Source organism: Parabacteroides sp. ASF519 (assembly GCF_000364265.2).
Classification (GTDB): Bacteria; Bacteroidota; Bacteroidia; order Bacteroidales; family Tannerellaceae; genus Parabacteroides; species Parabacteroides goldsteinii.
Genome location: NZ_AQFV02000006.1, coordinates 4,387,104 through 4,409,017, shown reverse-complemented (window position 1 = coordinate 4,409,017; position 21,914 = coordinate 4,387,104). Strand labels below are relative to the sequence as shown.

The following is a 21,914-nucleotide window of genomic DNA, read 5'->3' as shown; positions in this document are numbered from 1 at the left end:
TATTTTTCCCGGGTAAAGATACTGTTTATGTTGTTAAACACAAACTAAATGTATACCTTTGCGAACTTTATTTAATGGCAAAAAGATTTTTTAATATAATAGTATGAATTGGATCAATGATTTATTATGGGGCGAAGGCATTGGCCACTCCATCCTGTTGCTCTCTTTCGTTATTGCGGCAGGTATTCAATTGGGAAAAATTAAAGTATTTGGTGTCTCGTTAGGGATCACACTGGTACTGTTTGTGGGGATCATTTTAGGGCATTTCGGCTTTACGATCAATCACAATGTTATCCACTTTTTTAAAGAATTTGGTCTTATATTGTTCGTCTACTCGGTAGGTATGCAGGTGGGACCTGGATTTTTCTCCTCTTTTAAGAAAGGTGGTATTACGTTGAATATGCTGGCTTGCGGGATTGTATTCCTGGGGGTGGTAACAGCTATTATCCTGCATTATGCAACCGGCATTCCGATGCCGACGATGGTCGGTATCCTGTCAGGAGCTGTAACGAATACCCCGGGTCTGGGTGCAGCACAACAGGCATTCTCCGATATGTACGGATCAACGGACAATACGATAGCGTTAGGATATGCAGTTGCTTATCCGTTGGGTGTTATCGGTATTATCCTGTCGATTATATTTATCCGTTACGTGTTCCGGGTTAACTTTGACAAGGAAAACGAACAGTTGAACAATGAAGATGCTTCCCATACGAATGAGGCAAAACCTGTTTCATTAATCGTGAAGAACCCAGCTGTTTTCGGTAAGAGTGTCGGTGAGTTATCAAACCTTCTGGAACATCGTGATTTCGTTATTTCACGTATCTGGCACGATAGCGACAAGCAGATTGAAATCGTATCTGCCAATACCGTATTGATGGAGAATGACAAGGTTTTTGTCATTACTACGGAGCAGGATGCCCAAACGATTAAAACTTTCATTGGTGAAGAGATCGATATGGAGCGTAAACAATGGATTCGTATGGAAAGCCAGTTTATCAACCGCCGTATCCTGATTACAAAACCGGAACTGAACGGTAAGCGTCTGGGTCAGTTGAAACTGCGTAAACTGTATGGTATCAATATAACCCGTATCAACCGTGCCGGTGTCGACCTGGTTGCAACGCCGCATCTGACCCTTCAGGTGGGTGACCGTGTAAATGTAGTAGGTACTGAAACTGCCGTAACGAACGTAGAGAAGGTATTGGGTAACTCGATGAAACGTTTGAACGAGCCGAACCTTATCACTATCTTTATCGGTATTGCTTTAGGTATTGTATTGGGAAGTATTCCTATTACTTTCCCGGGTATTCCCCAGCCGGTAAAATTGGGATTGGCTGGTGGTCCGCTTATCGTGGCTATCCTGATCAGCCGTTTCGGTTATAAATATAAGTTGGTGACTTATACGACTCAGAGTGCCAACCTGATGTTGCGTGAGATCGGTATAACGTTGTTTCTGGCCTGTGTCGGTATCAGTGCGGGTGACGGTTTTGTCGACACGATCGTGAACAATGGAGGTTTTGCCTGGATCGGTTACGGCTTTATCATCACTACCGTACCTTTGCTGATTATCGGTTGTATCGGCCGCTATTTCTGCAAAGTGAATTATTTCACGCTGATGGGTCTGATTGCCGGTAGTACGACCGACCCGCCTGCACTGGCCTATTCAAACGCAACGGCAGGTAACGATGCACCGTCTGTGGGATACGCAACAGTTTATCCGTTGACGATGTTCCTGCGAGTGTTGACAGCACAATTGTTGATATTGTTCTTTGCGTAAACAAACAATTCATAGATAGGAAAGGTGTTTGAGTTTTTATCAGACACCTTTTTTATTGGGGCTAATAGATATTTGCCATACTAACCAGCGGCTCGTACAGCTTCTCGATGTCCTGGGCATCGATTTCAAGAGTCAGCTGGTCGCCGGGCAGGATCGTTTGTCCGGCAGGAGGGAAGTCTTTGCGGTCGCGGTGGATATTGATGATGATGCAGTTATTGGGCAGGTGGAGCGTATCGACCAGCTTCCCGTCAAAATAAGAACCTGCCATGACTTCGACATCTAGTATCAGCCGTTTTTCTTCCTGAAAGATCGGTTTCTTGATCATCTCTTCATAAAACATGACGTTGAAAGGCTTTATTTCCAGTAACTCGGTAAAATAATACGTCAGTCCTCCGACAACGATCGAAGGATAGAACACTTCGAAATGGCCGGTGATCTCTGTTATCAGGAGAATGGCGGTGATGGGAGTACGTACCACGGCAACCAGGAATGCAGCCATCCCGATCAACATGACGTAACTTATATTTTCCGGTGCGATGATACCCTGCTGCACCAGCAATAAGGCACAGATCTTTCCTAATAATCCCCCTGTTACCAGTGTCGGAATAAAACTGCCACCCGGCAGTCCGGATGAAAAGGAATAGACGGTGAACACCATATGCAGCAACATCATCCCGGTTATCCACAGGATGCTCTCTTTTCCGCCTAAAGCCTGTTCCATCAGGAACTGTTCGCCGCCTCCGGTCAGGTCCGTTAACGTCAGTGAAATGGTATAGGCCATGATCAGTAATCCAAGCAACTTGATGTATTCCGGTTGTTTTATGGCCGGATATAACCTTTTCACGTAAAGCATCAACAGCGAATAGAACTTTCCGAAAACGGAGACGATGACGGCGAACAAGAGGAATAGTTTGATCTGTAACGAGAATGACAAATCCGGTGCCACGGCATTTATCTCATGATAGGGATTTATGGGAAAGATCATATTGGCAATGGTTCCGGCAACCACTCCGGCCAGTATGGTTGTGATAGCCGTTTTGGGCGCATCAAACCGTTCGATCGATTCGATAACCAGCGTAGCAGCTGCCAAAGGAGCAGCAAAGGCAGCCGCCAGTCCGGCTCCGGCACCGGCTGCCAGCAACTGTTTCCGTTCACCGCTCAGGATATGTCCCCATTTACCGACCAGGTCACCGATATACGATCCCATCTGGACGGACGGCCCTTCGCGCCCCATGGAAAGGCCGCTGCTTAATGTCAGTACTCCGCCGGCAAATTTAGCCAGCAGTTGCCGTAAAGAATGCTTATAGACAATTCTTCCGTTGATCGCCCCGCGTGTTTGTGAAATACCGCCACCCGATATATAAGGCCATCGCCTCACCATCCAGGCAACAAACAGGAGGACCCCCCAGAAGGTAAGGAAAGCAATCATATGAAGATACCAGGGTGGCGACGATTCAAAGAAATTCTTTCGGTAATTGTAGAATAACTGTAATAAATAGTGATAGGGAACTGCCACCAACCCGGTCAGCAACCCTACAATGAGGCTCACGAAATAGAGCCTGGCATCCACTAGTTTCAGTTTTAATATCCTCCAGTTTACCTTCATAAGCTCGATAAAAACAAGACTGAATCAGGTTTGGTTTTAGCAGAAGTTCATTATCAAATTATCTTTTACATTTGTTCTATATAATCTAATTAAAAAAACAACTTTATGGAAACATCGTATGTAAAAGAAGTAAAAAGAAATTTTCGGGGAAATTTATTGAATTATATCAGTTTTCTTGAAAAAGAGAAAAGTGGATCAGCCCAAAGTACAGCTTCCCTCTATAAGGTAACCCTGGGACATCTGGAGCGGTTCGTAGGTACGGATATTTTAAAAATGAAGCAAGTGACCCCCCTGTTGGTGAAAGATTTTGTATCTTATCTGCAATCCCTCAATTTGAGTCCTAATTCGGTAACCAACTACACCAGTATATTCCGTACCGTATTCAACAGTGCTGTATCTGAAAATCTGGTTACACCTGAAACAAATCCTTTTCAAAAAATACATCTTCGCCCCGTATCCACTTATAAACGTTCAGTGGGGATACAGGTCATTAAAGATATGACGGAATTGGATTTAAAAGGGAAGAAGCGTCTTGATTTTGCCCGCGATCTGTTCTTGTTCAGTTTTATGGCATGCGGAATGGCGTTTGTTGACTTGGCGCATCTGACACAAAATAATGTACGTGGCAATGTACTTGTCTATTACCGTGTGAAGACAAAAACAGAAATTCGCGTGACGATTACTTCGGGTATGCGTCGTTTATTGGAAAAATATGCCAGGGAGAATTCCAATCTGCTATTTCCTGTATTACAATCGGAAGAGGTTTCTTATGAGAGATATAAAGTCGCTTTAAGAACATACAACCGACGGTTGGCTACGATAGGGGATATGATAGATTGTCCGGTAAAACTGACCTCCTATGTGGCCCGTCATTCCTGGGCTATGCAGGCAAAAGAAAATTCTGTTTCGGTTGCAGTCATCAGTCAGGCCTTGGGGCATACTTCCGAAAAAACAACACTCTTTTATTTAAAAGAATTGGATCAAAATATCATTGACAGGGTTAATTTGAAAATCATTGACTTTGTGGAAAAATGGGTAAGCAAGAGTAATTGCAAGAATTGACGCTTATTTACGGAATAAGGGTCATTGTTTATAAACTGGTAGAATTATAATTACGAAATCTATACCCCATACTACCAGATTGCTTGAAAATCTTTGACAGTGCAAAAGTAAAAAATTACTATTGATAAAATTGTAGTAAGAAGAAAATTTGTGTCTTAAAAAAGATTAATATTAAGATAATCTCATTGAAATTCGTGAAAAAAAGATGCGGAAAGACCTAAAAATGAAACCATTATGAAATTCAAGATTAACTGCGATAAAATCATTAACTGATCTTAGCAGGACACTCCAACTATCAGAAATAAATAGATTGACATTTATTTAAGGAATCCTGAGTTTAGTAATATTATTTTACTAAATAAACACTATCATTTTCCATTTCCAGTTTCTTGTCCTTTCCTTTTTCAGACAACTGATTATTTCCAGGTTATATATAGATTGTAAATAGACATCGTTATTGATTTTTTACTTACTCTATATATAAAACATGCTAGTATATGGTTGATATATAGTGGTTTAAACTCAATGACCCTTATTCCGTAAATAAGGGTCAAAATAAAAAGCACTAGTATGTCACCCTCAGAAATGGGACTGACGACCTTTGTTATATCAACCCTCAAATAATAAATGCATGTTAACTAATTCATTTTTAGTTGTTTTGGATGTTGTTGCCGGAGAGCCATTGAAAAGTAAGATATCTTTATTTCTTTGTTTGATTTTGTCATTTTTCTTTTCTCTGATGTTTCTTCCTCAAATTTTGAATATATCGCGACGTAAACAATTATATGATACGCCGAATAGGCGGAAGTGTCATCATGAAAGAATTCCCCGTTTAGGTGGCTTGGCATTTTTTCCTTCCATTGTTTTGTCTATGTCATTAGTAGTCGGTTATCGTTATTTGATTGGTTTCCCGATGAATCACCAATTAAATGGCAATATATTGTTGGAGTTTTTGTTTTTGTCGGCAGGATGTTTGTTCCTGTATATGACTGGAGTAGAGGATGATTTAATAGGGGTTCGTTATCGTAAGAAATTTTTTATACAATTTGCCGTGGCTTCTTTACTTCCGGTATCCGGTTTCTATCTGGATAATTTATACGGATTGTTTGGGGTGTACATATTGCCGGAATATATCGCGATTCCGTTTACAGTCTTGTTGATTGTTTTCATAACAAATGCTGTCAATCTGATCGATGGCATCGACGGATTGGCAGCGGGAGGGAGTGCTTTCTCTTTCCTGGTGATTGGGCTGATGTTTTCTCTCAAAGGGTTATGGCTATATTCGATGTTGGCTTTTTCGGCGTTGGGTTGCCTGATTCCCTTTCTATATTTTAATGTATGGGGCCGTACTGCCAAAGGAACCAAGATGTTTATGGGAGATGCCGGAGCGTTGTCGTTGGGATATCTGTTGTCTTTTCTGGTCATTAAATATGCTGTGTATGTATCGGAAACGGAACCGGATGTAAAGAATCTGGTAATTCCGTTTACCTTATTATTCATTCCGATGTTCGACGTCCTTCGTGTCATGTTGGTACGTGCTATGCACCACCGTCCCTTATTTATTGCCGATAAGAATCATTTGCATCATAAATGTTTGGCTGCGGGCATGACTCATTTACAGGCAACGGAACTTATTCTGGTATTTACAATCGTATTATTGGTCCTGAATAATTGGTTGACAGGCTTCTGTAATATAACTATTATATTGATAGTCGATTTGCTGCTCGGTATCTTGTTGAGTAAATCATTGAAAATATGGAAAAGAAAATGATTTCGGTCATTGTACCGGTTTATAATGTGGAGAAATATCTGCCGGCTTGCCTGGACAGTATTTGCCATCAAACATTGAAAGAACTGGAAATTATACTGGTAGATGACGGCTCGACCGATAACAGCGGGCGTATTGCAGAACAGTATGCCTTGCAGGACAAACGTATCAGGGTGGTACATCAAAGAAACGGAAATCCGGGAGCGACACGTAATGTCGGGTTAGAATTGGCGACAGGAGAATATATCGGATTTGTCGATTCGGATGATTGGATCGAACCGGAGATGTTTGCTTCTCTTTATGCGAAAGCGGAAACGGATAACCTGGATATTGTCGTTACAGGGGTAACAACAGAATGGCTGCGTGATAACCGGAAAAAGGAAAACCGATTTGTAGAATCGATTACAGAATGGCCGGCGATAACATCGCTGGATGCTTTTCTATTGTTGAAAGAGAAAAAAATGTTTGCAGTAGCCTATAATAAATTATACCGCTCCGAGTTACTGAAAAAACAAAAAGTCCGGTTTATGGAAATGTTACCCCATGAAGATTTGGTATTCAACCTGCGTGCATTTTCGTTTGCCGAAAGAATCGGTTTTATTCCGGATAGCAGTCCTTATCATTATTTATGCCGGGATGAGATGAGTGCTGCCGGTTCTTTTTCATCAGACCATTTGCAGGCCTGTCAACTGACGGAAGATGCGTTTCGTCACTTTTTCAGAATACATGACTGGAATAGCAATGATATGGAATCCTATCTGAGGTCTGGAAGAATTACCGATTATTCTGCGTATGCGGCAAGTTTTTATAAAAAGAATTGTCCTCTTACGCGCAGGGAACGTATCGAATGTCTGGAAAAGGAATTTAAGCAAAACGGCTTATTAAGACGGGATCTCATATTGTCACGTCCTGCCGGTTTCCAGCAAAGAATGTTTTATTTCTTTCTGTTTAAAACAACTTCCGGAATGACAGATAGTTATTATCGGATTTTATTCTATATGCGGTATCATTTTGATGGTGTTTACCGTATTTTCAGACGACTTATATCTAAATAACATATGATTACCATTGTAATTTTGTATACAGAGCTAATGCCTTATAATGTAATAGTTATAAAGGCGTTGGTCGATAGGGAATGCCATGTACATGTCGTATTGTCGGATTCAAACAAGAAGACACCTTATTTGCCTCCCCAGTTGGAAGGCGTCACGTATTACAACCGTTCTTCGTTTTGGGATCCCGACCATTTATTCCGCTTGGTAAAAAGGTTGGAACCTGATTTGATTTGGACTGCCGGTTGGATAGATCCCTTATATAACGAAGTGGCAGGCAAAGTTCGTAAGCAACTGCATATACCCGTAATAGCCAGTAGCGATACCCAATGGAGAGGGGGAATGCAATGGTTCAATGTCCTGGTATCCCGTTTTCGTCATCGCAGGTGGTTCAGCCATTTGTTTGTATCGGGCGAGCCGCAGGTTGCTTATGCACGTAAATTGGGATTTCGGCAGGAACAGATTCTGATGCATAATTTATCGGCCGATGTGGAGTTATTCCATAACGTCGATTTGAAAATGCGGGAAAAAGAATATCCGCGTCGTTTAGTATTTATAGGTAGATTTTCGAAAGAAAAAGGCTTGGCGTATCTTTTGGAGGCCTGGAATACGATACCGGATCGTAAAAACTGGAAATTGGTATTGATAGGGAACGGACCGGATTATCCTAAACTGAAAGGATATCCGGATGTAGAAATAAAAGATTTTATGCCGCAGGAAGAATTGGCGGAAGAGCTGGAAAAGGCGGGTGCATTTATTTTACCTTCTGTTACCGAACCCTGGGCACTGGTGATACATGAAGCCGCTTGTGCCGGTTTACCGATACTGGCATCCGCTTGTTGCGGTGCCGTGAGTTGTTTTGTGAAAGACGGGGAAAACGGATTTTTGTTTAAGCCGGCGAATAAACGTTCTATTCGTAAAGCTATCGAACGTTTTATCCGTTTGCCGGAGTGGCAGTGGGTACAAATGGGGCGGAGAAGCAGGAAACTGTCAGAGAGGATTACACCGTCGAAAGTTGCCGATTGTATTTTAGCCGTATTGAAATGATGGTTGCCACGACGGATATTCTTTCCCGCATTGCATTGCCGGGTGTCCTTTTGTTGACACTGACAAAGGTCATACCTTATTTTTATCCTATTCCGGATAATGTATACTATGCTGTATTTTTAGTCCTTTTTATCTGGTTTGTTTTACGGGGAGGTTTGAAAATATCATACACTTATATACCTTTTCTGGTTGCCTTGTTTATCTCTATCTGGGTGAATGAGATTCCTGCTTATTTTAAAGTATGGTTCCGGGTTCTGGCTTTTTTATCTGTAGTCTTTGCTGTCGGCCCTTTCTTTATAAATCCGTATATGGTTACGTGGAGGCGTTTGCTTTTTGTATATGTGTTAGCGGTTATCCGGTGGATTGTGATAATCTCATTCTTTGCATGGGCATTCAGGTTACCTTTTGTACATGGGTACAGCGGTTTCCGTGGATTGACAAATCAATCCATGCTGCTCGGTCCGTTAGCAGGTATTTCAATGGTATATAGTTTGTACCGTTTTTATTTGTCTTCCGGAATTTGTGAACGATATAAACAAATTGGAATTACGGTTATTTCATTCGCCGTACTATTACTGGCCGGTTCCCGTGCCGCATTGGCAAGTTCTGTTATGGCTGTTGCTTTTTTTTATAGCCGGATTTATCGTCATCGTGTGGAACGGTTGGCACGGCTCGTATTTATGCTGGCTATATTAGCTGTATTGACAGCCGGTATTTGGTGGCCTTATACGGAAAGAATACGTTCTAAAATGGAAGGTGGTAAAATAGCAGGTAGTTTGACCCGTTCACGAGATGATTTATGGGATGCCCGTATGACCGAATTTAAGGGATTTCCCATCTTTGGAGTCGGATTTGCTACCGTAAAGCCTGACTACGCAAAGACAAACAAAGTAAATCTGGAGACCGGGACTATTGAACCGGGGAGCAGTTGGTTATTTCTGCTGTCTTCAATGGGGATAACGGGTTTCCTGGCTTTTTTTATTCCGTATCTGTCTTTTATGTACCGGATGTTCCAAAGGGAATCGGTCGGTATAAATGGCTATTTTTTGGGTTCTCTGTTGTTTTTGTTCTTTTTTCACCTGTTTTTTGAAGGGTATGTAGTGTCTTCGGGGCCTACTTATGTTTTTTTCTGTGGCTGTTGTTGTCGGAGTGTAATAAAGTAATTAATGTAAAATAATTGTTTGATATGATACAAATCATACCTTCGGAGTTGAAACGTTTGTATAAAGTATTGCCTCGTTTATACAGGTTACGGTTGTTGAAGGTCGGTATTTCTGTTTTTATTATGGCGGTTTTGGATTTGGTGGGGACCGGCGTTTTATTACCTGTTTTATTGCTGGTGCTTAATGAGAATATCATCCTGGAAAATCGCCATATGGCCTTATTTTACAGTTGGATGGGATTTGACAGTATCCGGTCGTTTGTATTTTTTATCTGTATAGTAGTATTGCTTTTTTCAATTATACGTGTTTGTCTGTCTGCCTGGTTGCAGTATAAACAGAACAAACGGTTATTTTATATATCCAGTTATTTGTCCCTTCAGCTTTATCAGAGTTATTATTCACGGGGGTATTTATTCATCAAGCAAAACAACAGCCATAAGTTGATTAATCAGGTCAACAGTGTAGCCAGTAATTTAATACAAGGTTATTTTGTACCTTATACCCAATTACTATGTGAGTTTTTTGTTACAACCTCTATTCTGGTCGGATTGATTACATTCAATATCTATGTATTTTTACTGGTCGTTTTCACATTTGTCCCTATTACATGGACCTATTATCGTTTTTCCCGTTCCCGGATAAAAGAATACGGGAAACAGTTGAATCTGTTGAATCCCCAGAGGGGCAAATTATTGCAACAGACATTTATCGGGTTTACGGATATGGAAATGAATAATACTTTTTCCAACAGCTTTTCGCGATTCACGGCCCTGTTGAAAAAACAAAACAGTTTGACTGTCCGTAATTTTATTTTGACTAATTCTTTACAAAAAGTATTGGAGGTGGCTATTGTGTCTTCGGTGGTGGTGTTGATTATTGCAACACAGTTATTTAAACTTCCATCCATAGGGCTGATAGTCGGTATATTTGCCATCGCCGTTTACCGGGTGTTACCGGGTATTATAAAAGGTACGGGATATATTTTTCAGATGCGGGGTAATTCGTTTGCGTTGAACCTGTTATCCGATCTTGAGTCCGGGCAGGTTACACAGGTCATAACGGAACAAGTTCCGATCGAGTTCGGGCATTCGATAACAATCCGGGATATTTGTTTTTCTTATGATGGAAAAGCTCCCATATTCGATCATTATAATCTGGAGATACATAAAGGCGATTTTATTGGTTTCCGGGGAGAGTCCGGTTCGGGTAAATCGACCTTGTTTCATTTGATACTGGGGTTTTTGCAACCGGATTCGGGAGGAGTTTATGTAGATGATGCTCTTTTGTCTGCCGATAAACTGACCTCCTGGCGGAGCCGCATCGGCTATGTGTCGCAACAATTGTTTATGGTGGAAGGTACGTTACTCGATAATATCGTAATGGGGTATAATAGTGAACATCCGGATATGGACCGGATCGACCGGGTTCTCCGTCTGGCTTCGCTGAATCATTTTGTCGGTTCTCTGCCCAAAGGTGTTTATACACCGGTGGGGGAAGGCGGAAGCCTGTTGTCGGGAGGTCAGCGCCAACGGTTGGGGATTGCCCGGGCTTTATACAAGAAAGCAGAGATTCTGATGTTCGACGAAGCGACTTCTTCTCTGGACGAGACAACGGAGCATGCGATCAACGACTCTATTATCCGGCTTTCTGAGGAATGTCCGGGATTGACGTTACTGGTTATTTCCCATCGTCCGGAATCGTTATCTGTTTGTCGCCGGATCGTGGATATATGTAATATACAATAACAATGTATATTAACTTGGTATGTGATCCCGGGACAAGCCCGGGATGACAGGATAGTGACTTCTGACACCTTCCCGCTAAAGGAAAAGGATTATGCCAGCAATTTCAGCAAATACCCTCCCGTTGCACAGAGAATTAGTGCCGTACCCATTATTTTTTCGGGTGCAGGGAAGGTTTCCCTGATATTGAGAGTATCGCCCCGACCGCTGCCAGCGCCACTTCCGTATTCTGATGGCGGACAGCCAGGATGGCCAGTATCGTCAACCACAGGTTGACCGGGTTTGTGTTTCCCTTTGGCCCGAAAAATCAAACGGGCGATCGTAGTCAGGAAACCGAGGATAGCTTCAAGATATTTCATAGGAATAATTTTAATGTGTCAATATGCCAATATGCAAATGTGCCAATTGAGCGGTTATTTATTTCATATAGTTGCAAATCGTAATCAGCAGTTTCCGGTAGGCTTCGCGGTTGTCGCCGTTTTGTTCGCTGATGTAGCGGCTGTAGGCGATTTCCTTGGCATAAGCCTCGGGATAAATGCTGATGGCAGCAGCCGTCGGATAGACTGTACAGATCAACCGGGCAAAATCAAAGAAACTTTGTTGATCCGATTCGTATATACGAAATTGCAGATGAGAGATTCCTCCGTCCTCTATTTTGAGCGTTTTCGCTCCTTTCCAGTAGAGGGTAGATTGTCCGTATCCGGTAAGTCCGAAATAGTTGTGGTATGTCCGGCAAAGAACACTTTCACCCCAACCGCTTTCGATGGCCGCTTGTGCCAGTATGATATCCGGATTCAGCTTGAAATGTTCCCCGGCCGCCTGTGCAGCCGGAAGGAACTGTTTGAAGAATGCTTGCTTATCCATGCCTATTCGATTTCAGGACGATCTTCGGAACCGCTGCCGCCATTGTTGTTGGCATCGGGATCGATGATCGGTTTCAGCTCTTCAAATTTGGCATTTTTCTTGATATCGGCAAGCATAGTGCCCGATACGTATACGATGCGTGCATCGTTAAAGAGAGAGGTATTGAAATCATCTTTTGTGGCAGCCCCTTTGCTTCCTGCAACCATGCGGAAGTTTCCGAGGCGGCCCATACTGATGATATCGCCTTCTTCGAGGCGTTCCTGCATGACCGAAAGCAAGCCTTCGATCACCAGCATGACATCCCCGATAAATGCGGTGCTTCGCATGGCGATCATGCTGCATAACTTTTCGAAACTGACTTTCTTCAATGCCCGGACCTGTGCATAATACAGTTCGGAACCTGCGGCAGCGTCTTTACGCATGTCGGGACGTTTTACGAGGTGATAATTTAAAGCCATGGGAAATAATTTTTTAATTTGACAATGTGCCAATATGCCAATGGAATTACTCCGAAAGCTATTGACGGTTAACTGGTTGGTTATCGATAACAGTTCAAAGGTACGACGGTGGGAGAGTGTCGTTTCCGGTTAACTCCGGTTGTGTACGGTTATGTATGGATAAAGGCTGATATGTCTGGCTATAAAATGATTTCAGTTGGAATATATAGAGGTAAATGTTTGTTTTTCTGTTATTTATTTTGTAAATTTAAAGCATAAACCAATTAGAAACAGCAGGATATGAATAAGGAAACGGAACAACCGGAAGTACATGTAAAAGTACGTAGTTACGGACTAACAGAGTTGGGTTTGTTATATAACCCGTCCTTGCAGCCCGATTCGGCAGCGAAAGCCATCAAGCGTTGGATTGCCTTCAACAAGGACCTGACAACCGCCTTGCAGCAATCCGGCTGGCGCAAAGGCCAGCGCAAGTTTACACCTTTGCAGACGCAACAGATATTCAGGTTTCTGGGAGAGCCTTGAGAATTGAAAATTAGGAATTGAAAATTGAAAATTAGACAGTACGTACGGTATAATTATTTATCTTTGTGTGATAGTTGCCGATAATGACAAGTAATAATTAGGAAATAGTTTCGATATGAATACGAAAACCAGAAAACTTCCGGTCGGGATACAGAGCTTCGAAAAGGTTCGTGAAGGAGATTTTGTATATGTAGACAAAACCGATTTGTTATATCGATTGGTTCAGTCCGGTAATCCCTATTTTTTAAGCCGTCCGCGGCGTTTTGGTAAAAGTTTGTTTCTTTCGACATTAGAAGCCTATTTTCAAGGTAAAAAGCATCTGTTTAAAGGTTTAGCGGTTGAAAAACTGGAACAGGACTGGAAAATATATCCGGTATTGCATCTGGATCTGAATGCTGAAAAATATGATTCTCCTAAAGCTCTTGAAGCTATTCTGAGTTCTCATCTTACACGGTGGGAAGATTTATACGGGAAAGGAAAAGATGAACAAACCCTTTCCACCCGCTTTGCCGGTATTATTCGCCGTGCAGAAGAAAAAACAGGTATGCAGGTTGTCATATTGGTAGATGAATACGATAAACCATTATTACAAGCATTAGGTAATGAGACTTTGACGATAGAATATCGTAATACATTGAAAGCTTTTTATGGCGTTCTTAAAAGTCTGGATGGCCACCTGAAATTTGTCTTTCTTACAGGAGTAACCAAGTTTGCGCATGTAAGCGTATTCAGTGATTTGAATCAATTGGTAGATATCAGTATGAATTCGGATTATGCGGCTATCTGCGGAATAACATCCGAGGAATTGCGTTCGAATTTTATACCGGAACTAGAGGTCCTTAGTCTTGAAATGAATTTTGCATTGGATGAGACTATCCATCAGATGAAGCTTAAATATGACGGTTATCATTTCCGGGAAGAAACTCCAGGCATATTTAATCCGTTCAGTGTCTTAAATTGTTTACATACGCGTCGTTTTGATAATTACTGGTTTCAAACAGGAACTCCTACTTTTCTGGTTGAATTATTGAAAAAGAGTGATTATGATTTGCGGTTGCTTTTGGAAGGTGTGGAAATGCGTGCTTCTGCTTTTTCGGAATATCGTATGGAGGCGAATAATCCAATACCGTTACTCTATCAAAGCGGTTATCTGACAATCAAAGGATATGATAAAGAGTTTGCTTTATATACATTGGCTTTCCCGAACGAAGAAGTAAAATATGGCTTCGTCGATTTTATTACCCCTTTTTATACTGCAGTCACTGAAGATGAAAACGGTTTTTACATCGGTAAGTTCGTTCGCGAACTGCGTGCAGGAAATGTAGATGCGTTTATGAACCGGTAGCAATGCAGGAATTTGAGTGATGTTGATACATTCCTTATTCTAGTCCAAAGGTCAGAGAATTACAATCGTATTTAGAATGCATGATGTTTTTGTCGAAAATTACAACCAGTTGCTATAAACAAACACTCATATCTGATAAATCTTGAACCAAACCTTACCTCTGATTATATTAACGGAACAATCAATATGAAATCGTTCAAAAAACCGTATAAGGACTACCGCTGTTTTATGGCTGGTATTCTATCGGCTTTTAGTGCCTGGATGTAATCTTTGAATCTAATAATAGAATTAATAATCAATGGAAGAAATATTTAAATGTACCTATTCTCTTTGCCCTCCCGGCAAAGAGAATAGGTTAACGTATCCGGCTTGTTGCGTGTAAAAAATGATGCCGGGTTCTTGTCGGATTGTATTGAATCCTGTATCGAGCTGTTGAAAGAAACGGTTCGTAATATATCGAAAAGAGATAATTAGTATTAAAATTTTACATAAATCATGCGAAAAAGAATTTTAGAAGGGATTGCCGGTATTGGTTTACTGGCTGTTCTTCCGGCTTGTAGTACTCAAAAACAAGCAATAATGCCGGAAGATGTGTATGCTGTGGCACGTACCGTACAAACCGGAACGGAGCAGGAAGCAGGGAGCGATAAACAACAGGGGCAAATATCCCGGAATGTGGAAATCCCCCAGTTGCAGGTCGATGCCCAGTCTGTTTATAACCGGATGATTAATTATATCGTTCCGGAAGAAGAGTTGGCTCCGGTGTTATTGAAGGAGCAATTGGCTGTTTACATTGATTTTCCGGCCGGTGGTGTTCAGGTGAACCCTAAATACGGAAATAATTCTGCCGAACTGGCAAAGCTGGAAGGACATTTGAAAACCTTGCTGCAATCTGCTGACGGCTTTGTAAAAAACATCCGTATCATCGGTTACGCCTCTCCCGACGGGAACACGAAGGATAATGAACGCCTGGCAGGCAACCGTGCCGTCCAGTTTAAAAACTATCTGCAGAAACAATTCAAACTGCCTGTAACCTGCCAGGTCTCTGTCGATTGGGTAGGAGAAGACTGGGACGGTTTGCAAGGTTTGATCTCCGCGTCGGATAAAAAATACGGCAGCCGTGTACAGACTATCTTCCAACTGACCGACGATCCGGATAGCCGTCGTAAACAGATAAAAGCCATAGATAACGGTGCCGTTTATAAAGATATCGAAAAGAGTTTTTTCAGCCGTTTACGCCGGATGGAACTGACTGTCGAGACAGAAGCGCAACAACCCACCCTGACTGATCCTCAATTGATCGAAACGATATATACCCACCCGGAAAAAATCTCATTACCTGATTTTATCCGTTTGGCCTCTTTCTATCGTCCGGGTACCGAACAATACCGTGAAGTATATGAGGTAGCCGCCTATACCTATCCCTCCTGTGCTGTCGCCCTGCTGAATGCCGCTGCCGCATCGTTGGCATTAGGTGATAAAGAAGCGGCCCGCCATTTTTTCCAACAGGTAGGCGATGATCCGCGCGCTTACAATAACCAGGGAGTTTTATTGCTGATGGAAGGAGATAAAGAAGGAGCTGCCTCTTATTTTCGTAAGTATCTTCCCCTGAATCCGAGAGTAGCCCGTGAGAATCTGAGAATGATAAGTGAATAGCCTCCGGACATACTAAATAATTTGAAAGATGAAAAAGAAAATATACTGCAACTTTGTTGATTTTTGGCTTGGTTTTAATTATAAAACTTATTTCTGGTATTTGTCGGATGAATACGATTTGCAGATAGATAAAGAGCATCCGGATTATTTATTCTATTCCTGTTTTGGAAATGAACATTTGTTTTATGAAGACTGTATCCGGATTTTTTGGAGTGACGAAAACATTATGCCCGATCTTAATATATGTGATTATGCCTTAAGTTTGAGTAATCTTCAATGTGATGACAGAACTTTTCGGAAATATAGTGGATTTCTGTACAGAAAGGATTCTCACCTGGTTTTACCGGTTTTAAAAGAGGAAGCGTTGCTAAACCGTAAGTTCTGCAATTTTGTTTATTCCAACAACACTTGTGCCGTCCCTTATCGGGAGTTGTTCTTTAAAGCTTTATCCGGTTATAAACGGATTGATTCCGGTGGTGCTTTTTTGAATAATATGGGTAAAAAGGTAGGTGATAAGCGACAGTTTCTACACGAATATAAATTCACTTTAGCGATTGAAAACTCAAGCATGCCGGGGTATGTGACTGAAAAAATCCTGGAACCGTTCATGGCACAGTCGTTACCGCTATATTGGGGCAGCCCCACTGTCAGTTCGGATTATAATCCGAACTCGTTTGTTAATCTGATGAATTATTCTTCCATGGAAGAAGCTGTTGAGGAGGTTATCCGCCTGGACAAAGACGATGCCGCTTATCTGGATAAAATGATGACACCCTTTTGGCTTTATGGTGCTAATTTTCAAGAATTTCGTGATAGTGAGATAAAAAAAATAAAAGATTTTTTCAGTTATATTTTTGAGCAACCATTGGATAAAGCCGGTCGTCGGGTATGTTATGGCCGTAATAGAATTACTATTCAGAAACAAAGGAGATATTATGCTCCGACATTCCTTGAATTGTCAAAATCTATGACCAAAAAGCTATTGAAAAAGAAATAAGGGTGTTTTGAAATGTTAAGACCAGTCTTTTAACTTCAAAATAAGGGACTTTTACAATCAAAGGTCATGACCTTTTTTTAGGAAATAAGCAACTCATTCCCGGCCTAACACATAAAACAATGGATAAAAAAAATTATGCAGGCTTGCGGGAGGAGATCCGTTATCTTTTCCGACTTTTAAAGTGAATATTCAACAACAACCGGATCCGGTACGGACGGTTATGGAGATAGCTGTTTTTTTACGTGAATCGGGTGATATAGATAATGAACAATGGCATAAATTCTCACGACGTTTTTTTGCGGAATATCGTGATACGATCATGCAATATTACGGTTATGAAAGCCAGGTGTATTATACGCTACCCAGGGAACTGGTTTACCCGCGCTTCTTTATTGCAGTCATGTCGGTTTTACTGGAACTGGGTGTTATCAGATGTAAAAGGGGGAAATTGGCTAAAACGCTTTTCGGTATGTTTGGTTTTGACCAGGAGCTTTCCACCATCCGCAGATGGTTTTACGATATGCCTCCCGAATACGAAGATATTTTAACAACGTTTAAGGATTTGTTTCGCACACTAGAAATCAAGAAATAAATTATTAATTAGCTGGGAATGAGTTTGCTTTGTTCTTGTTTTCCCGGTTTTTAGTGTACTCCGCCCAGCGGCATACCGGATGTATATTTGCGCCGTAGGGTAAGCGGGCAGGAGTGTCCTGAATGATTTTTTGATCGCATGTCTCTTTGTATTAGTTATAATAATATTCATTCTATATTAAAGAGGCCGTACGAACCGTTGTCAAAGTAATGTCTTATAACCATCTTCTACCGTTTGATAATCAAAATTCGTAATCTGTCACAAAAGCGCGCTTTTACCTGTCACGTTTGAATTAGTAACTAAAAAGGTTGTAAAAATGAAAAAACGTAAGGAAAACATGACACCGGATTACCGGAAGTCGGGCTACCTGAAAGTGGGTAGAAGTGTGTTGCGCGCATTTTTTATGGGAGAACGCGATCTCCGTGAGTTGGCTAGTGTTTTACTCTGTGTCGAAACCTTTGCCTATTTCAGCGAAGGACAGGTTTGGCTGAACGATCAGGTTTATTTCTGTCATCCGGGAGAGTGGATCACTTCGTACACGGAGATCGAGGAACTGACGGGTATCGATCGCCGCCAGGTCAAGAAGTATCTGGTGAAGCTCGAAAAACAACATTTCGTGTTTGTGTCGAATGTCGGTTTTTACAAGCGGATTGCGTTGGTCAATTATGAACAATCCGTACAGGTGCAACATGGGGAACCGGTGGCACATAATCCGAACGGAACCGACCGGAATGATTCCGGCGGTAGCATCTGGGATGAAGCGATGAATTTTTATAATCCGGGTAATGATCAGAAAGGAGCGGTGAACTGATGAACACACAAAAGAACATGCAGTCTCAGCCGAACACGAACCTTCGACTGGAACAAGCCGTGATAGCCGGCTTGTTGGTGAGTCCGGAAGCGATATTCGATGTGGCGGACCGGTTACAGCCGGATATGTTCAGCGACAACCGGACCGGTTTTGTCTACCGGGCGGTACTTTCGCTGATGGCCTCCGGAACAGCTGTCGATATGCTGACCGTAGAGAATGAGATGCGACGGCTGGATAACGGCTTGTATATACAGTTGAACGGATTATCGTTTCTGTCGGATATGTTGCTGGACGTACGTAGCGATGCCCATATCCGCATTCATGCCGACGAGCTGGTCCGTTGTTATACCTTGCGTCAGCTGGTGAATGAGTTGAAGAAAAAAGAGACGGAGGCGCAATTGCCCTCCGCCGATGTTACAGCGTTGTTGACGGGGATAGAGGATCTGGCAGGCTCTTTACGTGATGGCATGGCACATGTCTCGTCGATGGAGAATGCCGGTGCGGTAGCAGCCCGTGTGTTGGATAAATCGTATCGTGAACAGGCTTTGCTTGAATCCGGGGAAATCAGCCGTCTCTTTTTCGGTTTGCACGACCTGGATACGATGACGGGAGGACTTTACAAAGAGGAATTGACGGTTGTTGCCGGACGTCCCTCCATGGGGAAATCGGCGGTAGCTCTATGGATGGCACTCCATCAGGCGCGGCAAGGTACGGCAGTCGCCTATTTTAGTGTGGAGATGAGCAAAGAGCAAAATGTGATGCGACTGCTTTCGATGATCAGCGGAGTCAATGCGGATAGCCTGCGTTTTAAAGGTACTACAGCCTCTGACCGTGCCCGGTTGGAAGAAGCAAAGAAGGAACTCGAGCGGTTGCCGCTCACCTTGGAGTATTGCGGATCGGACACGATCGAAGATATGCGTGCCAAAGCCCAGTCTTTGCATAAGAAAGGCTGGTTGGGAGTTTTATATATCGATTATCTGAATCTGATCAATATTATTCTATCAAAAAATGATTTGCAGGAGACAACTGATTTGGCCTTGGGCAACATCGCCCGTAAGGCGAAACTGATGGCGGAAGAGATGAAAATCCCGGTGGTTTTGCTGGCCCAGTTAAACCGTGATGTCGATCGCCGCCAGGGGAGTCATTTCCCGATGCTGAGCGATTTGCGCAATTCCGGTGCGATAGAACAGGTGGCGGATGGGGTCATATTCGTTTATCGTGCCGAGAAGTACAATATTTTTTATGATCCGAAGACAAAGGAAGATTTGCGGGGAGTGGGCATGTTGCTGGTTGCTAAAAACCGTAACGGGGCAACAGGAATAGCCAAATTCCGCTACAATCCGGCAATGACCTGCCTGACGGATTATGATCCGAGAGTGATATGATATCATAGAAGAAAGAACTAAATAAATCTTTAAAGCAATGATAAATGTTAATAAAAGTAAACGTGGGGGTAACTCTCTAAACCAAAAGAAGTTATCAAAAAAAATCCAAAGAATTTATAGACAGGCTTTTGTCTATTTCTTATGGATCAGAAAATGGGGAAGAGCGCCCAGAAAGTTTATTATCGATACAGACCGGAAGCTGGTGTATTTGAATAATCCGAAAGTGGCTTGCTCTTCGATAAAAAAATCAATGTTCGGAGACCAACCGGATATCCATGATTTTGTGAACCTGTACACAGAATGGGAGTTGAACCGGGAAACCGGTCGGTATTATAAATTCACCTTTGTACGAAATCCTTACAAACGTCTGATTTCTTGTTTTGAAGATAAATGCATACAGCATCCGGATGATATTTGCTGGGACAGTTATTTGTTTAGCGGTTTGTTGCGTATACGTGATTTCAACCAATTTGTATACAGGATATTTTTACTTCCCGGTTGTTTGGCCGAGCCTCATTTTGCCGGACAGTACTTGTTGGTATACGACAGGCGCGGCAAGTGTCAGGTTGATTATATCGGTAAGGTTGAACATATAAAAGAAGAATATGAGCCGATCCGTGAACGTTTTAATCTTCTTCCGTTGCCTCACATGAACCGGGCTGCTTCGCTGACCGGAAGATGCTGGATGGATTATTACACTCCGTTTACGGCATGGCTCGTCTACCGGAAATACAAGAAAGACTTCATCGCTTTCGGATATGAAGATGAATACAGGAAGCTAAAGGAATATTTGAAAGGAAAGAAATAAAGTTATAGAAAATAATCGGATAGCTCACATCTGATAAATTATGAACCGGAAAGATCGAATAAAACAAGTGGCTCGTTTGGAGGAGGTCGTTGAACGCTACCTGCCTCTGAAGCGGGGTAGCAGTTCGGGGAAGACATTAACCGGGCTTTGCCCCTTCCATGCCGACCGTCATCCGTCGCTCTGTGTAAATATCCGTGAGCAGTATTATAAATGTTTTGCCTGCGGAGCGAGTGGAGACGTTTTCCGGTTTGTTCAGGAAATGGAAGGATGCGATTTCAGAAAAGCATTGGATATTCTTGCCGGATGGTACGGATTACCGGATACGGACGACATACCTTTGGCATATACTCCGGCAAAAAAAATGTCTCCCATAAAGCCGGAGGCACATACGATTGTCAGTCAGTTGCATATCGACCATTTATTGCGTAGCCACCGAATGATATCCGACCTGTTGGAAACCTATATTCCGGAAGCGGATATTCTCCGCGAAACATATAAAGCGTTTGAAATAGGAGTGGCTCCGGCTGCTTTGCCGGCTTCCTACGTTGATATGTGCGACCGTCTTATTTTCCCGATACGGAATGAACGGGGAGAGCTGGTGGCTTTTGCCGGACGGTACCGGGGAGAAACGAAAGGGACGGATATTCATAAATACGTTAATTCGCCGGACAGTCCGGTTTATCACAAAAGTGAGATTTTGTATGGCTTATATCAGGCCCGGGAAGCGATCCGCGAACATCATTTTGTTTTTGTCACCGAAGGGTATAAAGATGTGCTGGCCATGCATGCCGCGGGCTTCCGGAATACGGTAGCCTTGTGCGGAACGGCATTGACGGACCAACAGATTACCTTACTCAGCCGGTACACCCGTTACGCGATTATTATGCTCGATGGCGATGAAGCCGGGCAAACGAACGGGATACGATCGGCACGCTTATTGGTTGAAAAAGGCTTTTCGGTCGGCCGGATCGTTCTTGAGTCGGGACATGATCCGGATTCCCTGCTTTGTATGATGGGACGCGAAGATTTTACCGGATATATAAAAAGATGGACCCGTATCAGCCGGTTGGAAGTTTACGAAACCGACCTGCTCCGGCAGATAAAACAATTGTTGGCAGACTTACACCTGGCTTTGACAGTAGCGGAACGGACAGACTTATTTGCCCGCATGCTCCCTTTGCATAAACGTTTGGAAAAAGTTACACGGCTACTGGCACATTCTCCGGTAATGAAAGCGGAATGGCTATTGGACTAGT

Annotated in this window: 19 protein-coding genes and 1 pseudogene; 16 read left to right on the top strand and 4 right to left on the bottom strand. The window is 42.5% G+C overall.

Annotated elements, in window-relative coordinates:
• Window positions 1-103: 103 nt before the first annotated feature.
• Window positions 104-1,780, top strand: a complete 1,677-nt coding sequence (locus C825_RS17500; protein WP_007659165.1) for a putative transporter — start codon at window positions 104-106, stop codon at window positions 1,778-1,780.
• Window positions 1,781-1,841: 61 nt separating this feature from the next.
• Here C825_RS17500 and C825_RS17495 read toward each other — a convergent pair whose 3' ends face one another.
• A complete protein-coding gene (locus C825_RS17495) occupies window positions 1,842-3,386 on the bottom strand; it encodes a ClC family H(+)/Cl(-) exchange transporter (RefSeq protein WP_010803444.1) in 1,545 nt (514 codons plus the stop codon).
• Between the two features lie 105 nt (window positions 3,387-3,491).
• On the opposite strand from C825_RS17495, the gene C825_RS17490 reads away from it, so the two are divergent.
• The 6 genes from C825_RS17490 (at window position 3,492) to C825_RS17465 (ending at window position 11,223) form a co-directional block, all read left to right on the top strand.
• Complete coding sequence (locus C825_RS17490) at window positions 3,492-4,448, top strand: tyrosine-type recombinase/integrase (RefSeq protein ID WP_007659167.1); 957 nt, start codon at window positions 3,492-3,494, stop codon at window positions 4,446-4,448.
• An 871-nt stretch (window positions 4,449-5,319) separates the two neighbouring features.
• Window positions 5,320-6,219, top strand: coding sequence for an MraY family glycosyltransferase (locus C825_RS17485; protein WP_228100145.1), 900 nt, complete (start codon window positions 5,320-5,322; stop codon window positions 6,217-6,219).
• A complete protein-coding gene (locus C825_RS17480) occupies window positions 6,204-7,271 on the top strand; it encodes a glycosyltransferase (protein WP_010803443.1) in 1,068 nt (355 codons plus the stop codon). Before C825_RS17485 ends, C825_RS17480 begins: the two co-directional genes overlap by 16 nt.
• Window positions 7,272-7,292: 21 nt before the next feature.
• A complete protein-coding gene (locus C825_RS17475; RefSeq protein WP_224264954.1) occupies window positions 7,293-8,315 on the top strand; it encodes a glycosyltransferase family 4 protein in 1,023 nt (340 codons plus the stop codon).
• Window positions 8,219-9,478, top strand: a complete 1,260-nt coding sequence (locus C825_RS17470; RefSeq protein ID WP_250690595.1) for an O-antigen ligase family protein — start codon at window positions 8,219-8,221, stop codon at window positions 9,476-9,478. Before C825_RS17475 ends, C825_RS17470 begins: the two co-directional genes overlap by 97 nt.
• A 23-nt stretch (window positions 9,479-9,501) precedes the next feature.
• Entirely contained in the window at window positions 9,502-11,223 is a 1,722-nt protein-coding gene (locus tag C825_RS17465) for an ATP-binding cassette domain-containing protein (RefSeq protein ID WP_010803442.1), read from the top strand.
• 89 nt (window positions 11,224-11,312) lie between these two features.
• Here the strand turns inward: C825_RS17465 and C825_RS17460 are convergent, their stop codons facing one another.
• Genes C825_RS17460 through C825_RS17450 form a run of 3 tightly spaced genes read right to left on the bottom strand, consistent with a single transcriptional unit; the run spans window position 11,313 to window position 12,542 of the window.
• Window positions 11,313-11,579 carry a hypothetical protein gene (locus C825_RS17460; RefSeq protein ID WP_010803441.1) on the bottom strand — a complete coding sequence of 89 codons (267 nt, stop codon included), beginning with the start codon at window positions 11,577-11,579 and terminating at the stop codon, window positions 11,313-11,315.
• A gap of 58 nt (window positions 11,580-11,637) precedes the next feature.
• A complete protein-coding gene (locus tag C825_RS17455) occupies window positions 11,638-12,084 on the bottom strand; it encodes a glucosaminidase domain-containing protein (RefSeq protein ID WP_010803440.1) in 447 nt (148 codons plus the stop codon).
• Between the two features lie 2 nt (window positions 12,085-12,086).
• The gene (locus C825_RS17450) at window positions 12,087-12,542 is read right to left on the bottom strand and encodes an HU family DNA-binding protein (RefSeq protein WP_010803439.1); all 456 of its coding nucleotides are present in this window, start codon (window positions 12,540-12,542) and stop codon (window positions 12,087-12,089) included.
• 279 nt (window positions 12,543-12,821) lie between these two features.
• Here C825_RS17450 and C825_RS17445 point away from each other — a divergent pair, with 279 nt between their 5' ends.
• The 9 genes and pseudogenes from C825_RS17445 to C825_RS17405 all read left to right on the top strand — a co-directional run bounded on the left by C825_RS17445 (window position 12,822) and on the right by C825_RS17405 (window position 21,913).
• Entirely contained in the window at window positions 12,822-13,064 is a 243-nt protein-coding gene (locus tag C825_RS17445) for a DUF4248 domain-containing protein (protein ID WP_010803438.1), read from the top strand.
• A gap of 115 nt (window positions 13,065-13,179) precedes the next feature.
• Window positions 13,180-14,406: pseudogene (locus tag C825_RS17440) on the top strand (ATP-binding protein); the annotation flags it as partial.
• A 498-nt stretch (window positions 14,407-14,904) separates the two neighbouring features.
• Entirely contained in the window at window positions 14,905-16,065 is a 1,161-nt protein-coding gene (locus tag C825_RS17435; protein WP_010803437.1) for an OmpA family protein, read from the top strand.
• Between the two features lie 28 nt (window positions 16,066-16,093).
• Window positions 16,094-17,062 (top strand): glycosyltransferase family 10 domain-containing protein, encoded by a 969-nt coding sequence (locus C825_RS17430; RefSeq protein WP_010803436.1) that lies wholly within the window; start codon window positions 16,094-16,096, stop codon window positions 17,060-17,062.
• A 181-nt stretch (window positions 17,063-17,243) separates the two neighbouring features.
• Window positions 17,244-17,654, top strand: a complete 411-nt coding sequence (locus C825_RS17425; RefSeq protein ID WP_232312624.1) for a hypothetical protein — start codon at window positions 17,244-17,246, stop codon at window positions 17,652-17,654.
• Window positions 17,655-17,970: 316 nt separating this feature from the next.
• Complete coding sequence (locus C825_RS17420; RefSeq protein ID WP_007659198.1) at window positions 17,971-18,465, top strand: hypothetical protein; 495 nt, start codon at window positions 17,971-17,973, stop codon at window positions 18,463-18,465.
• A complete protein-coding gene (locus C825_RS17415; protein WP_010803435.1) occupies window positions 18,465-19,850 on the top strand; it encodes a replicative DNA helicase in 1,386 nt (461 codons plus the stop codon). The genes C825_RS17420 and C825_RS17415 overlap by 1 nt, the downstream gene beginning before the upstream one ends.
• A gap of 37 nt (window positions 19,851-19,887) precedes the next feature.
• Window positions 19,888-20,658, top strand: a complete 771-nt coding sequence (locus tag C825_RS17410) for a sulfotransferase family 2 domain-containing protein (RefSeq protein ID WP_010803434.1) — start codon at window positions 19,888-19,890, stop codon at window positions 20,656-20,658.
• Between the two features lie 40 nt (window positions 20,659-20,698).
• Window positions 20,699-21,913 (top strand): DNA primase, encoded by a 1,215-nt coding sequence (locus C825_RS17405; protein ID WP_010803433.1) that lies wholly within the window; start codon window positions 20,699-20,701, stop codon window positions 21,911-21,913.
• Window position 21,914 lies beyond the last annotated feature (1 nt).